At 70.0% G+C, this 13,477-nt stretch carries 11 protein-coding genes; 8 read left to right on the top strand and 3 right to left on the bottom strand.

What is annotated here, in order from left to right:
* Positions 1–2 precede the first annotated feature (2 nt).
* The 3 genes from rpmF to mutM all read left to right on the top strand — a co-directional run bounded on the left by rpmF (position 3) and on the right by mutM (position 1,995).
* On the top strand, positions 3–176 hold the full coding sequence (gene rpmF, locus ACIA8D_RS03300; RefSeq protein ID WP_381837144.1) for a 50S ribosomal protein L32: 174 nt from the start codon (positions 3–5) through the stop codon (positions 174–176).
* Positions 177–183: 7 nt separating this feature from the next.
* Positions 184–975 (top strand): ribonuclease III, encoded by a 792-nt coding sequence (rnc, locus tag ACIA8D_RS03305; protein ID WP_399228235.1) that lies wholly within the window; start codon positions 184–186, stop codon positions 973–975.
* Between the two features lie 162 nt (positions 976–1,137).
* Positions 1,138–1,995 carry a bifunctional DNA-formamidopyrimidine glycosylase/DNA-(apurinic or apyrimidinic site) lyase gene (gene mutM / locus ACIA8D_RS03310; RefSeq protein ID WP_399228237.1) on the top strand — a complete coding sequence of 286 codons (858 nt, stop codon included), beginning with the start codon at positions 1,138–1,140 and terminating at the stop codon, positions 1,993–1,995.
* Positions 1,996–2,011: 16 nt separating this feature from the next.
* Here mutM and ACIA8D_RS03315 read toward each other — a convergent pair whose 3' ends face one another.
* Entirely contained in the window at positions 2,012–2,959 is a 948-nt protein-coding gene (locus tag ACIA8D_RS03315) for a CAP domain-containing protein (protein ID WP_399228239.1), read from the bottom strand.
* Between the two features lie 151 nt (positions 2,960–3,110).
* On the opposite strand from ACIA8D_RS03315, the gene ACIA8D_RS03320 reads away from it, so the two are divergent.
* The 4 genes from ACIA8D_RS03320 to ACIA8D_RS03335 all read left to right on the top strand — a co-directional run bounded on the left by ACIA8D_RS03320 (position 3,111) and on the right by ACIA8D_RS03335 (position 9,445).
* Positions 3,111–3,392, top strand: a complete 282-nt coding sequence (locus ACIA8D_RS03320) for an acylphosphatase (protein ID WP_399228241.1) — start codon at positions 3,111–3,113, stop codon at positions 3,390–3,392.
* A gap of 382 nt (positions 3,393–3,774) precedes the next feature.
* Positions 3,775–3,978, top strand: a complete 204-nt coding sequence (locus ACIA8D_RS03325) for a hypothetical protein (protein WP_266714564.1) — start codon at positions 3,775–3,777, stop codon at positions 3,976–3,978.
* A 223-nt stretch (positions 3,979–4,201) separates the two neighbouring features.
* Positions 4,202–7,795, top strand: a complete 3,594-nt coding sequence (gene smc, locus ACIA8D_RS03330) for a chromosome segregation protein SMC (RefSeq protein WP_399228243.1) — start codon at positions 4,202–4,204, stop codon at positions 7,793–7,795.
* A 234-nt stretch (positions 7,796–8,029) separates the two neighbouring features.
* Entirely contained in the window at positions 8,030–9,445 is a 1,416-nt protein-coding gene (locus ACIA8D_RS03335; RefSeq protein ID WP_399228245.1) for a sugar porter family MFS transporter, read from the top strand.
* 87 nt (positions 9,446–9,532) lie between these two features.
* Here the strand turns inward: ACIA8D_RS03335 and ACIA8D_RS03340 are convergent, their stop codons facing one another.
* A complete protein-coding gene (locus ACIA8D_RS03340; protein ID WP_399228247.1) occupies positions 9,533–10,510 on the bottom strand; it encodes an LLM class flavin-dependent oxidoreductase in 978 nt (325 codons plus the stop codon).
* 65 nt (positions 10,511–10,575) lie between these two features.
* On the bottom strand, positions 10,576–12,030 hold the full coding sequence (locus tag ACIA8D_RS03345; protein WP_399228249.1) for a cytosine permease: 1,455 nt from the start codon (positions 12,028–12,030) through the stop codon (positions 10,576–10,578).
* Positions 12,031–12,241: 211 nt separating this feature from the next.
* On the opposite strand from ACIA8D_RS03345, the gene ftsY reads away from it, so the two are divergent.
* Complete coding sequence (gene ftsY / locus ACIA8D_RS03350) at positions 12,242–13,468, top strand: signal recognition particle-docking protein FtsY (RefSeq protein WP_399228251.1); 1,227 nt, start codon at positions 12,242–12,244, stop codon at positions 13,466–13,468.
* Positions 13,469–13,477 lie beyond the last annotated feature (9 nt).

Here is a 13,477-nt window from a genome sequence, read left to right on the forward strand (position 1 = left end):
CCGTGGCTGTTCCGAAGCGGAAGATGTCGCGCAGCAACACGCGCCACCGCCGGTCGCAGTGGAAGGCTGCGGTCCCCACCCTGGTTTCGTGTGAGCGTTGCCAGGAGCCCAAGCAGCAGCACATCGCGTGCCCCGCTTGCGGCACCTACAACAAGCGCCAGGTCCTCGAGGTCTGAGCGGCTGGTGAGAGGCACAGTGTCGAGCCCCAAGAAGGCGGATGACGCCAAGAAAAAGGTGGACACCACAGCCTCGTCCCATACGCTTCTGGAAGGGCGGCTCGGGTACAAGCTCGAGTCCGCCCTTCTGGTGCGTGCGCTGACACACCGTTCGTACGCGTACGAGAACGGCGGCCTGCCGACGAACGAGCGCCTGGAGTTCCTGGGCGACTCGGTCCTCGGCCTCGTGGTCACCGACACTCTCTACCGCACCCACCCCGACCTGCCGGAAGGCCAACTGGCCAAGCTGCGGGCCGCGGTGGTCAACTCGCGTGCACTTGCGGAGGTCAGCCGCGGGCTCGACCTGGGCTCCTTCATCCGGCTCGGCCGGGGCGAAGAGGGCACGGGCGGCCGGGACAAGGCGTCGATCCTCGCCGACACCCTTGAAGCGGTGATCGGTGCGGTCTACCTGGACCAGGGTCTGGACGCGGCGGGCGAACTCGTCCACCGGCTGTTCGACCCGCTCATCGAGAAGTCCTCGAATCTCGGTGCCGGCCTGGACTGGAAGACCAGTCTCCAGGAGCTGACGGCGACGGAGGGACTCGGCGTGCCCGAGTACCTGGTCTCCGAGACCGGCCCGGATCACGAGAAGACCTTCACTGCTGCCGCCCGCGTCGGAGGCGTCTCGTACGGCACCGGCACCGGCCGCAGCAAGAAGGAAGCGGAGCAGCAGGCCGCTGAGTCCGCGTGGCGTGCGATTCGCGCTGCCGCGGACGAGAGGGCGGAGGCTGCGGAGGTCGATACGGCTTCCGGAGCGTAACCGCTCCGCTTCCTGAGCCCGCCCCCATCGGCCCACCCGGTGAGGGCGGGCTTCGCATTTCCCCCGCCCACGGGGCGGAGCCCCGAGGGCGCACCGCGGCGCAGGCCGCGTGCGCGATACGCTCCCCGGATCACACCCACCCGCTCCCGTCCGGAGGACCCCGTGCCAGAGTTGCCCGAAGTGGAGGTCGTCCGGCGCGGTCTGGAGCGGTGGGTGGCGCGGCGGACCGTCGCCGAGGCCGAGGTGCTGCACCCGCGCTCCGTGCGCCGGCACATCGCGGGCGGCGAGGACTTCGCGTCGCGGCTCAAGGGGCAGACGATCGGCGGGCCGAGCCGCCGCGGCAAGTACCTGTGGCTGCCCCTTGAGGGCACGCACACCTCCGTCCTCGCCCACCTCGGCATGAGCGGCCAGCTCCTGGTGCAGCCGCACGACGCCCCCGACGAGAAGCACCTGCGCATCCGCGTCCGCTTCGACGACGAGCTGGCGACCGAGCTGCGGTTCGTCGACCAGCGCACCTTCGGCGGGCTTTCCCTGCACGACACCGACGACAACGGTCTCCCGGACGTCATCGCGCACATCGCCCGCGACCCGCTCGACCCGTTCTTCGACGACGCCGCGTTCCACACCGCGCTGCGCGCGAAGCGCAGCACCATCAAGCGGGCCCTGCTCGACCAGTCCCTCATCAGCGGCGTCGGCAACATCTACGCGGACGAGGCCCTGTGGCGCGCGAGGCTGCACTACGAGCGCCCCACGGCGACGTTCACCCGCCCCCGCACGGCCGAACTCCTGGGCCACGTAAGGGACGTGATGAACGCGGCGCTGAGTGTCGGCGGGACGAGCTTCGACGCCCTGTACGTGAATGTGAACGGGGAGTCCGGCTACTTCGACCGGTCGCTCGACGCCTACGGGCGTGAGGGGCTGCCGTGCCGGCGGTGCGGGACGCCCATGCGTCGCCGTCCCTGGATGAACCGGTCCAGCTACTACTGTCCGCGCTGCCAGCGTCCGCCTCGCGCCGCGTAGATCCGCGCAGGTCGTCCTAGTAACCGAAGTCCTGCGTCCACCACGGGCCGCCCGAGCCGAAGTGCACGCCGACGCCCAAGGTCTTGAAGTCGCAGTTCAGGATGTTCGCCTTGTGGCCGGGGCTGTTCATCCAGGAGTCCATGACCGACTGGGCGTTGGCCTGGCCGCGGGCGATGTTCTCGCCGCCGAGGTCCGTGACGCCCGCTTCCTTGGCGCGGTCCCAGGGGGTCGCCCCGTCCGGGTCCGTGTGGTCGAAGAAGTCCCGCGAGGCCATGTCGTCGCTGAACGCCGTGGCGAGCGAGGCGAGGCCGCTGTCCGCCGTCACCGGGGAGCAACCCACCTTGGAACGCTCCTGGTTGACGAGGGTGAGGACCTGGGCAGAGGCCGCCTTCTCCGACGACGTCGCCGATCCGCCGCCAGCACCGGAGGGCGCCTTGCTCCGCGCCGGCGAGGACGGGGCGGAGGTCGACGGGTTCGCGCTCCTCGTCTTCGTACCACCGCCGCTGCCGTCGTCGGTGGTACGGGACGGCTGTGTGCGCTTCGACGGCTGGGAGGTGCGGGGCGCGGCGCTCGAAGCGGACCGTGACGGCGTCGCGGACGGCGTGGCGCGTTCCGTGTCGCGGCTCGCCGCGGACGGCGCCCGGTCGTCGACCGCACCGCCCGTGCTGCCCTGCGCCGTGACGTCGGGGGAGTCGGCGGCCTGCACCCTGCTGCCGTCGCCGCCACCGAACTTGAAGGCGCCGCCCCCGGGTATCAGTCCCGTGGTCACCGCGACCGCGCCCATCGCGACCGCGGCCGAGGCACCGAGCAGACCGGTGCGCAGCGGGACGCCGTCGCGCTTCTTGCGGTGGTGGGAGGCGCCGGGCGGGGCGGGAGGCGAGAGGGGCGGCGGGTACTCCGCGTAGCCCTGCGCGAAGTCGCTCGCGTGCGGGCGGCCGGCGGCGGAGCGTCGGTGGCGTCCCATGTCCTTGCCTTCCTGGGCCTCTGGTCCCCGTGGTCGTCACTGTGGTGCGTGCTCCTCACCCGTACGAGTGAGGTTCGATGGTCGGGGACGCTACCCCAACTCCCCAGTGGACGAAGTGCTCCGAGTGCTTTTGGCCGGTTAGCGTGCACCCATGAACGAAGAAGTACGACTCACCGCCTGGGTGCGAGGACGTGTCCAACGTGTGGGTTTCCGGTGGTTCACCCGTGCCCGCGCGCTGGAGATCGGCGGCCTGAGTGGTTTTGCTCTCAATCTGGACGACGGGCGTGTCCAGGTGGTCGCCGAGGGGACGCGCGGCGGATGTCAGCAACTGCTCGACTGGCTCCATGGCGACGACACACCCGGCCGGGTCGACGGTGTGACTGAGATCTGGGACACGCCCCGTGGTGGCTACGAGGGGTTTGCCATCCGCTGAGTCGTCACCGCAGGCGGGGGTGGGTGGGGCGGTCCCGGAGGTGCAGATGTCACCTGCGTGCGGCAGAAACGCCCTGGTGGTTGCCAAGAACGGGGACCGCGTGGCAAGCTCCGCGGGAACGGATGATCTCTACGCCCCCGGGCCCCGAACGTGAGGCCGTACCGCAGGTTCTGCGGCGCGAAGCCCCCGGTTTGCCCGCCAATACGGGGCGTGATCGTGTTGACCGTCAAACTTTTTGGTGAGACTCTGGAAGTCCCCGCGCACCTTAGCTGTTTGGCATGTGAGAACGGCAGCAATACAAGAAGTGCCAAGCACCGCGGGTGCGATTCCCTCACGACCCACACCGCTTCGGTCGGTCACTCATTGTGGAGGACCATCCATCATGGCAAAGGCGCTTCTCGGTTACGTCGGCGGCAGCGACCCGCGACTTCTCGCCGAGATGCGACGGCTCCAGCAGCGCGTCCAGGATCTTGAATCCGAGCTCGGCCGCATCCAGGCCGAGAACGACGAGCTGGCGGCTGCCGCTTCTCACGACTCTCTCATCGAGGGTATCGACGTACCCCAGGCGGAGCCTGCGCTCACCTGACCACCCCAGCGACGTAGGTGGTCGGGCAGCCGTCCGTAACCAGCCGCTCGACAGAGTTGCCCAAGGGACGCTTCGGCGTCCCTTCTTTCTTCCCGGCCGTGCCTTCAGGCGCCCCCGCGCACCGTTTTCCTGACGTTCTTTACGTCTGATGTGCCCTGCACGTTCACGGGTGAAACCGTGGGTTCATGGAGTGAGACAGGGGCGCCCGGTAGAGTCCGACGGCGTGCACCTCAAGGCCCTGACCCTGCGCGGGTTCAAATCGTTCGCCTCGGCCACCACTCTGCGGTTCGAGCCGGGCATCACCTGCGTCGTGGGCCCCAACGGTTCCGGCAAGTCCAATGTCGTGGACGCGCTCAGTTGGGTCATGGGCGAGCAGGGCGCCAAGTCGCTGCGCGGCGGCAAGATGGAGGACGTCATCTTCGCCGGCACCACGGGCCGTCCGCCGCTCGGCCGCGCCGAGGTCTCGCTCACCATCGACAACTCCGACGGCGCGCTGCCCATCGAGTACGCCGAGGTCACCATCACGCGGATCATGTTCCGCAACGGCGGCAGCGAGTATCAGATCAACGGCGACACCTGTCGACTCCTCGACATCCAGGAGCTGTTGTCGGACTCCGGCATCGGCCGCGAGATGCACGTCATCGTCGGCCAGGGCCAGCTCGACGGCGTACTGCACGCCGACCCCATGGGCCGCAGGGCCTTCATCGAAGAGGCCGCGGGCGTCCTCAAGCACCGCAAGCGCAAGGAGAAGGCGCTGCGGAAGCTCGACGCGATGCAGGCCAACCTCTCGCGCGTACAGGATCTGACCGAAGAGCTGAGGCGGCAGCTGAAGCCGCTGGGCAGACAGGCCGCCGTCGCGCGTCGGGCCGCCGTCATCCAGGCCGACCTGCGCGACGCGCGGCTGCGGCTGCTCGCGGACGATCTCGTACGCCTGCGGGGAGCGCTCAGCGCCGAGGTCGCCGACGAGGCGGAGCTGAAGCGCCGCAAGGCGAGCGCCGAGGACGAGCTGAAGAAGGCGCTGCTGCGCGAGGGACATCTGGAGGACGCGGTCCGGCAACTGACGCCGCGACTGCAGCGGGCACACCAGTCCTGGTACGAGCTGTCGCAGCTCGCCGAGCGGGTGCGCGGCACGGTGTCGCTGGCCGACGCGCGGGTCAAGAGCGCCACGTCCACGCCCGCGGAGGAGCGTCGCGGGCGTGACCCCGAGGACCTGGAGCGCGAGGCCGCGCGGGTGCGCGAGCAGGAGGCCGAGCTCGAAGCGGCCCTTGAGGCGGCGCAGATCGCCCTGGACGAGACGGTCGCCCACCGGGCCGACCTCGAGCGGGAACTGGCGGTCGAGGAACGTCGCCTCAAGGACGTCGCGCGGGCCATCGCCGACCGGCGCGAGGGGCTCGCCCGCCTTCAGGGACAGGTCAACGCCGCGCGTTCGCGGGCGGCTTCCGCGCAGTCCGAGATCGACCGGCTCGCCGCCTCGCGCGACGAGGCGCAGCAGCGGGCGGCCGCCGCGCAGGAGGAGTACGAGCAGCTGCGGGCCGAGGTCGACGGGCTCGACGCCGGGGACGAGGAGCTGTCCGCGCGGCACGAGGCGGCCAGGGCCGCGCTCGCCGAGGCGGAGGCCGCGCTGAGCGCGGCGCGGGAGGCCGCCACGTCCGGGGAGCGGGGGCGCGCGGCGCTCGCGGCCCGGCACGAGGCGCTCGCGCTCGGACTGCGGCGCAAGGACGGTTCGGGCGCGCTGCTCGACGCGAAGGAGCGCCTGACGGGGCTCCTCGGCCCCGCCGCCGAACTCCTGTCCGTGACGCCGGGCTACGAGGTGCCGATCGCGGCGGCCTTCGGCGCGGCGGCCGACGCCATCGCGGTGACCACGCCCACCGCGGCCGCCGAAGCGATTCGCCTGCTGCGCAAGCAGGACGCGGGGCGGGCGGCGCTGCTGCTGACCTCGGACCCGGCCCATCAGGCCCCCGCGGCTCAGGGCGCACCCCGGCCCACCTCAGGCCCGCCACACGCCGCCGAACTCGTCCGCGGCCCCGCCGAGTTGCTGCCCGCCGTCGGTCGGCTGCTGCGTGACATCGTCGTCGTAGGGACGCTCGAGGACGCCGAGGACCTGGTGTACGCGCGGCCCGAGCTGACCGCGGTGACCGCCGAAGGCGATCTGCTCGGGGCGCACTTCGCGCAGGGCGGGTCCGCGGGCGCGCCCAGCCTCCTGGAGGTGCAGGCGTCCGTCGACGAGGCCGCCGCCGAGCTGGAGGAGCTGGCGGCCCGGTGCGAGCAGTGGGCCGAGGCGCAGCATGCCGCGACCGAGCGGCGCGCCGAGTGCGCCGCGCTCGTCGAGGAGTTGGCGCAGCAGCAGCGGGCGATGGAGCGGGAGCGCTCGGGCCGGGCCCAGCAGCTCGGCCGGCTCGCCGGGCAGGCGCGCGGCGCCGCGGGCGAGGCCGAGCGCAGCGCCGCCGCCGCGGCGAAGGCGCAGGACGCGCTGGACAAGGCCGTACAGGACGCGGAGGAACTGGCCGAGCGGCTGGCCGTGGCCGAGGAGCAATCCCCCCATGGGGAAGGAGGGGATGAGGAGCCCGACACCTCCGTGCGCGACCGCCTCTCCGCCGACGGGGCCAACGCGCGGCAGACGGAGATGGAGGCGCGCCTCCAGGTGCGTACCCACGAGGAGCGCGTCAAGGGCCTCGCGGGGCGCGCCGAATCGCTCGACCGGGCCGCCCGCGCCGAGCGCGACGCACGCGCGCGTGCCGAGCGGCAGCGCGCCCGCCGTCAGTACGAGGCAGCCGTCGCCGAGGCCGTCGCCTCCGGGACCCGGCAGCTGCTCGCGCACGTCGAGGTGTCCATCACCCGGGCCGACGAGGAGCGGACGCTGGCCGAGCGGGCGAAGGCGGCGCGGGAGCAGGAGCTCGGCGCCGAGCGGGCCCGTGGCCGCGAGCTCAAGGAAGAACTCGACAAACTCACGGATTCGGTCCACAAGGGCGAGGTACTCGGCGCCGAGAAGCGGCTGCGGATCGAGCAGCTGGAGAGCAAGGCGCTGGAGGAACTCGGTGTCGAACCGGCCGGACTCGTCGCGGACTACGGTCCCGACCAGCTCGTGCCGCCCTCGCTCCCCGCCGAGGGCGAGGAGCTGCCGGAGGACCCCGAGCACCCGCGCAACAAGCCGCGCCCCTTCGTCCGTTCGGAGCAGGAGAAGCGGCTGAAGTCCGCGGAACGCGCGTACCAACAGCTCGGCAAGGTCAACCCGCTGGCTCTCGAGGAGTTCGCGGCGCTGGAGGAGCGCCACAAGTTCCTCAGTGAGCAGCTGGAGGACCTGCGCAAGACCCGCGCCGACCTGCTTCAAGTGGTGAAGGACGTCGACGAGCGGGTCGAGCAGGTCTTCACCGAGGCCTACCGGGACACCGCGCGCGAGTTCGAGGGCGTCTTCAGCCGGCTGTTCCCCGGCGGCGAGGGACGGCTCGTCCTGACCGATCCGGAGAACATGCTCACGACGGGTGTCGACGTCGAGGCCCGCCCGCCGGGCAAGAAGGTCAAGCGGCTCAGCCTGCTCTCGGGCGGCGAGCGGTCCCTGACCGCGGTGGCCCTCCTGGTCGCCATCTTCAAGGCGCGGCCCAGCCCGTTCTATGTGATGGACGAGGTGGAGGCGGCGCTCGACGACACCAACCTGCAACGCCTCATCCGCATCATGCGGGAGCTGCAGGAGGCCTCCCAGCTCATCGTGATCACGCACCAGAAGCGCACGATGGAGGTCGCCGACGCGCTGTACGGCGTCTCCATGCAGGGCGACGGGGTGTCGAAGGTCATCAGCCAGCGGCTGAGCCAGGGTTCCTGACATCCCCTGACGGGTCATCTCTTATCAGTGTTCAAGACTTGAACACATGACGACACGCCTGTGCCTCAAATTCACAGGACCCGAAGTATTGACTTCAAAACATGAAGGCATAGTCTCTGCAACGTTGCTTTTACCTTCAGGTGGTGGGCGGCGTGAAGTTGTGCGCCACTGGAATCGCATCTGAAGGGCTCGCCCCCACCCCCGGCAGCGAGGCCGGTGGCCCGAGGAGTACATGTGACCAGTAGTGCGGCACCCAAGTCCGGAGCCCGGGAGGCCAGGCCCGAGCATCTGAGCCATGTCATCTTCATCGCGGCGGCGGCCGCGATGGGCGGTTTCCTCTTCGGCTACGACAGTTCCGTGATCAACGGCGCGGTCGAGGCGATCCGCGACCGGTACGACATCGGCTCTGCCGCGCTCGCCCAGGTCATCGCCATCGCCCTGATCGGCTGCGCCATCGGCGCCGCCACCGCCGGCCGGATTGCCGACCGCATCGGCCGCATCCGCTGCATGCAGATCGCGGCGGTCCTCTTCACCGTCAGTGCCGTCGGTTCGGCACTGCCCTTCGCGATCTGGGACCTCGCCTTCTGGCGGATCATCGGCGGCTTCGCCATCGGCATGGCCTCCGTGATCGGCCCGGCGTACATCGCCGAGGTCGCCCCGCCCGCGTACCGCGGCCGGCTCGGCTCCTTCCAGCAGGGCGCCATCGTCATCGGCATCGCCATCTCGCAGCTGGTCAACTACGCGCTGCTGCAGGCCGCGGGCGGCGACCAGCGCGGCACGCTGATGGGCCTCGAGGTCTGGCAGGTCATGCTCGGCGTGATGGTCATCCCGGCCGTCATCTACGGGCTGCTCTCCTTCGCGATCCCCGAGTCGCCGCGCTTCCTGGTCTCCGTCGGCAGGCACGACCGCGCCAAGCAGGTCCTCGAAGAGGTCGAGGGCAAGGAGATCGACCTCGACGCCCGTGTCGCCGAGATCGAGCACGCGATGCACAGCGAGCACAAGTCCTCCTTCAAGGACCTGCTCGGCGGCAGCTTCTTCTTCAAGCCGATCGTCTGGATCGGTATCGGCCTCTCGGTCTTCCAGCAGTTCGTCGGCATCAACGTCGCGTTCTACTACTCCTCGACGCTGTGGCAGTCGGTCGGTGTCGACCCGACGGACTCGTTCTTCTACTCGTTCACGACGTCGATCATCAACATCATCGGTACCGTCATCGCGATGATCTTCGTCGACCGCATCGGTCGTAAGCCGCTGGCCCTGATCGGTTCGGTCGGCATGGTGATCGGTCTGGCCCTGGAGGCCTGGGCGTTCAGCTACGACCTGGTGGACGGCAAGCTGCCGGCGACGCAGGGCTGGGTCGCCCTGGTCGCGGCTCACTTCTTCGTCCTCTTCTTCGCTCTGTCGTGGGGTGTGGTCGTCTGGGTCTTCCTCGGCGAGATGTTCCCCAACAAGATCCGCGCCGCCGCGCTCGGTGTGGCCGCCTCGGCCCAGTGGATCGCCAACTGGGCGATCACCGCGAGCTTCCCGTCGTTGTCCGACTGGAACCTCTCCGCGACCTACGTGATCTACACGATCTTCGCCGCGCTCTCCATCCCCTTCGTGCTCAAGTTCGTGAAGGAGACGAAGGGCAAGGCGCTGGAGGAGATGGGCTGACCCCGGCCCCTCCCCGAGAACCCGGGGAGATGGATTCAAGTCCCCGCTGCCATCTCCCCGCTGCCGTCACTGCCCCGGCCGACGGACCTACGACTGGTCCTTCAGCCGGGGCAGTACGTTTTCGCAGTACAGCTGGAGGCTGCGGCGGCCCTCGTCCAGGGGCATGCCGCCGGAGAGCGGATGCAGGATGTAGTTGTCGAGCCCCTGCGCCACGCACTCGTCGGGCGTGAGGATCCGGTAGACGCCCTCGGCGCGCAGCTCGTCGACGGTCCCTGCGCCGGACTTCACCGCGGACTTGATGTCCCCGGACTGCCAGGACGCGTACGTCCGAGCCTCGTGCAGGAAGTGCTTCCCGTACGTGGCCCAGGTGCGGTCCGGGTCCTCGGACAGGTGGAGGAGCGGGGTGACCTTCCCGGGCATCATGGTCCAGCCCTCGGTCCCGTACTCCTGAAGGCGCTCGTTGTAGTACGTCTCCAGCTCCGGCAGATGTGCGCTCGGGAAGAACGGGAGGCCGAGCCGGGCCGCCCGGCGCGCGGCCGCCTGCGAGGAGCCGCCGACCAGGAGCAGCGGGTGCGGCTGGGTGAACGGGCGCGGGGTGACCCGGACCCGGCGCCCGCGGTAGGTGAACTCCTCGCCGGTCCAGGCCTTGAGGAGCGTTTCGAGCAGCTCGTCCTGGAGCTTGCCGCGCCGCTTCCACTCCACGTCGAACTGTGCGTACTCCTCGGGCCGGTAGCCGATCCCGGAGACCGTCACCAGGCGGCCGCCGCTGACCAGGTCCAGTACGGCGATGTCCTCGGCGAGGCGGAGCGGGTCGTGCAGCGGGCCGATGATCGCGGAGACGGTGACCGCGATGCGCTTCGTGGCGCCGAGGACCGCGCCCGCGAAGGTGAAGGGCGAGGGCAGCCAGTTGTTGGCGACGCCGTGGTGCTCCTCCGTCTGCACTGTGTCGATGCCCCGCTCGTCCGCGTAGCGGGCCATCTCGACGGCCCCCTGGTAGCGGGCGGCGAGCGTTTCGGGTGTGCCGGCGGGGTCGACGAGGTTGAACCGTACGACGGACACGGGCATGGAAAAGTCCCCCTCCGCGAGGCGTGGAGCCGGTTTCGTGGAGGGGGACGCTAGCTGACGGAGCGTCAGGAAGCCATGGCTTCGGCAGCCTCGGGCTCGCCCGGCTCGCCCGGGGCCTTCGTGGTGTCGGCCGGCTTGGGCGGCGCCAGGTACAGCAGACCGGAGACGACGATCGTGACGACCCAGCCGAGGCCGTACTCGCCGATGAAGTTGTTCGTGGCGAGCGGCCCGGAGAACCAGGTCGACGACGTGAACAGCAGGCCGACGACCAGGCCGACCGCCCAGGCGACGCACGCGGCGGGGGCGAAGCCGCCCTTGTACCAGTAGGCGCTGGTGCGGGTCGTGTCGATCAGGGCCGCGCCGTCGTAGTGCTTGCGCTTGAACATGTCCGCGCCGAACACGCCGACCCAGGCGGAGAAGGCAACGGCCAGCAGTGAGAGGAAGGAGATGAACGAGCTCATGAAGCTCGTCGCCACCAGCATCAGGATGGCGCCGAAGACCAGCGAGATCACCGCGTTGATCGAGACGGCCCAGTGTCGCGGCACCTTGAAGCCGAGGGTCTGCGCGGTGAAGCCGGCCGAGTACATCGACATGGCGTTGATCAGCAGCATGCCGACCAGGGCGATCAGCAGGTACGGCACCGCGATCCACATCGGCAGGATCTCGCCGAGGAAGGAGACCGGGTCCTGGGCGGAGGCCAGGTCGGGGGTGGAGACCGCCATCACGGAACCCATCAGGACCATCGGCAGCACGACGATGCCCGCGCCGCCGATCGAGTTCCCGATGATGCCCTTGGCGGAGGCGGTGCGCGGCAGGTAGCGCGTGAAGTCGGGGGAGGACGGGATCCAGCTGACGCCACCGGCGGCGATCATGCCGATGCCCGCGACCATCAGGGACGTCTTGCCCGCGGGCTGCCCGAAGACCTCGGACCAGTCGGTGTTGATGATCAGGTAGACCAGCACCAGGACCGAGAAGATGCCGAAGAGGTACGTCGCGTACTTGTTGCACATCTGCACGACGTTGATGCCGAGGCCCGAGATCGCGAACGTCACGCACACGAACAGCAGCAGGGTGAGGATCACCAGGGAGTTGTTCTGCTTGATGCCGAACAGGATGTCCAGGACCGTGAGCACGGCGTACGCGCCGGTCACCGCGTTGATCGTCTCCCAGCCCCAGCGCGCGACCCAGATCAGCGAACCGGGCAGCAGATTGCCGCGCTGCCCGAACACCGCGCGGGACAGCGCCATGCCGGGCGCACCGCCCCGCTTGCCCGCGATGCCGATCAGGCCCACCAGGCCGTACGACACGATGGGCGCCGCGATGGCGACGACGATGGCCTGCCAGAAGTTCAGCTTGTAACTCACGACGAGGCTCGCGCCCATCGTGAGCAGCAGCACGCTGATGTTGGCGGCGACCCAGGTCGGGAAGAGCTCGCGGGTCTTGGCGGTGCGCTCGGCGTCGGGGACGGGCTCGATGCCGCGTGTCTCCAGCGCGCCTTCGGCTTCGGCGGTCTTGCTCATGCGGTGGGGTTCCGTGCCTCTCGCTCGGCTCGGCCGTGGGGGACGGAGAGCCGGTGGGGGGTGGGGTCGTGAATGCGATGGACTCTACGCGCGTTGATGCGACGACTGCCATCGTACTTTAGTCCGAGTCCGACCCGTCAGAGCCCTTTGTCCTTTAGAGGAAGCCACAAACAAGGCTTCGGCCGGACCCATGACTGATACTGGACGGGTTATGGAAACCGTCATCCTTGCTGTAGTCATCGCCGTGGTCGTGATCGGCGCGCTCGGCGGGCTCGTGATCGGCAGCCGCAAGAAGAAGCAGCTGCCCCCGCCCCCGCCGTCGGCGCCCGACATCACCACCGCCCCGCCCACCGAGCCGCACGTCGGCGAAGAGGCCGAGACGCCGCGCGACGAAGCGCGGCGCACGATCGAAGAGGTCGATCTCCCCACCGCCGAGCCGGCCGTGGAGGAGGAACCCGAGGCCCCGGCCGCCGAGGAGCCGGCCGCTCCCGAGGTCGAGGTTCCGGAGCCGACCGCGGGCCGCCTCGTGCGGCTGCGCGCCCGCCTTTCCCGGTCGCAGAACGCGCTCGGCAAGGGCCTGCTCACCCTGCTGTCCCGCGAGCACCTCGACGAGGACACGTGGGAGGAGATCGAGGACACGCTGCTCACCGCCGACGTCGGCGTGCAGCCCACCCAGGAACTCGTCGAGAACCTCCGCGAGCGCGTCAAGGTGCTCGGCACCCGCACGCCGGACGAGCTGCGCGCGCTGCTGCGCGAGGAGCTCCTCAAGCTGCTCGTCCCCGAGTTCGACCGCACCGTGAAGACGGAGAGCCTCAACACCGAGGGCACGACGCCCGGCATCGTGATGGTCGTCGGCGTCAACGGCACCGGAAAGACCACCACCACCGGCAAGCTCGCGCGCGTGCTCGTCGCCGACGGCAAGAACGTGCTGCTAGGCGCCGCGGACACCTTCCGCGCCGCCGCCGCCGATCAGCTGCAGACGTGGGGCGAGCGGGTCGGTGCGCGCACCGTGCGCGGCCCCGAGGGCGGCGACCCGGCCTCCATCGCCTTCGACTCCGTCAAGGAGGGCATCGAGGAGGGCGCCGACGTCGTCCTCATCGACACCGCCGGGCGGCTGCACACCAAGACCGGTCTCATGGACGAGCTCGGCAAGGTCAAGCGGGTCGTGGAGAAGCACGCGCCGCTCGACGAGGTGCTGCTCGTCCTCGACGCGACGACCGGGCAGAACGGCCTGGTCCAGGCCCGTGTCTTCGCCGAGGTCGTCGACATCACGGGCATCGTGCTGACCAAGCTGGACGGCACCGCCAAGGGCGGCATCGTCGTGGCCGTGCAGCGCGAGCTGGGCGTGCCGGTCAAGCTCGTCGGTCTCGGCGAGGGTCCGGACGACCTGGCGCCGTTCGAGCCGGAGGCGTTCGTGGATGCGCTTATTGGGGATTAGCGGGGAGTC

The organism is Streptomyces sp. NPDC051684 (assembly GCF_044453445.1).
Lineage (GTDB): Bacteria > Actinomycetota > Actinomycetes > Streptomycetales > Streptomycetaceae > Streptomyces.

Excerpts from the sequence above, each read along its gene's own strand:
- ACIA8D_RS03325 (WP_266714564.1), top strand. The coding sequence starts at position 3,775 with ATGGCAAAGGCGCTTCTCGGTTACGTCGGCGGCAGCGACCCGCGACTT.
- ACIA8D_RS03315 (WP_399228239.1), bottom strand. The coding sequence starts at position 2,959 with ATGGGACGCCACCGACGCTCCGCCGCCGGCCGCCCGCACGCGAGCGAC.
- ACIA8D_RS03340 (WP_399228247.1), bottom strand. The coding sequence starts at position 10,510 with ATGCCCGTGTCCGTCGTACGGTTCAACCTCGTCGACCCCGCCGGCACA.
- ACIA8D_RS03320 (WP_399228241.1), top strand. The coding sequence starts at position 3,111 with ATGAACGAAGAAGTACGACTCACCGCCTGGGTGCGAGGACGTGTCCAA.
- ftsY (WP_399228251.1), top strand. The coding sequence starts at position 12,242 with ATGGAAACCGTCATCCTTGCTGTAGTCATCGCCGTGGTCGTGATCGGC.
- ACIA8D_RS03345 (WP_399228249.1), bottom strand. The coding sequence starts at position 12,030 with ATGAGCAAGACCGCCGAAGCCGAAGGCGCGCTGGAGACACGCGGCATC.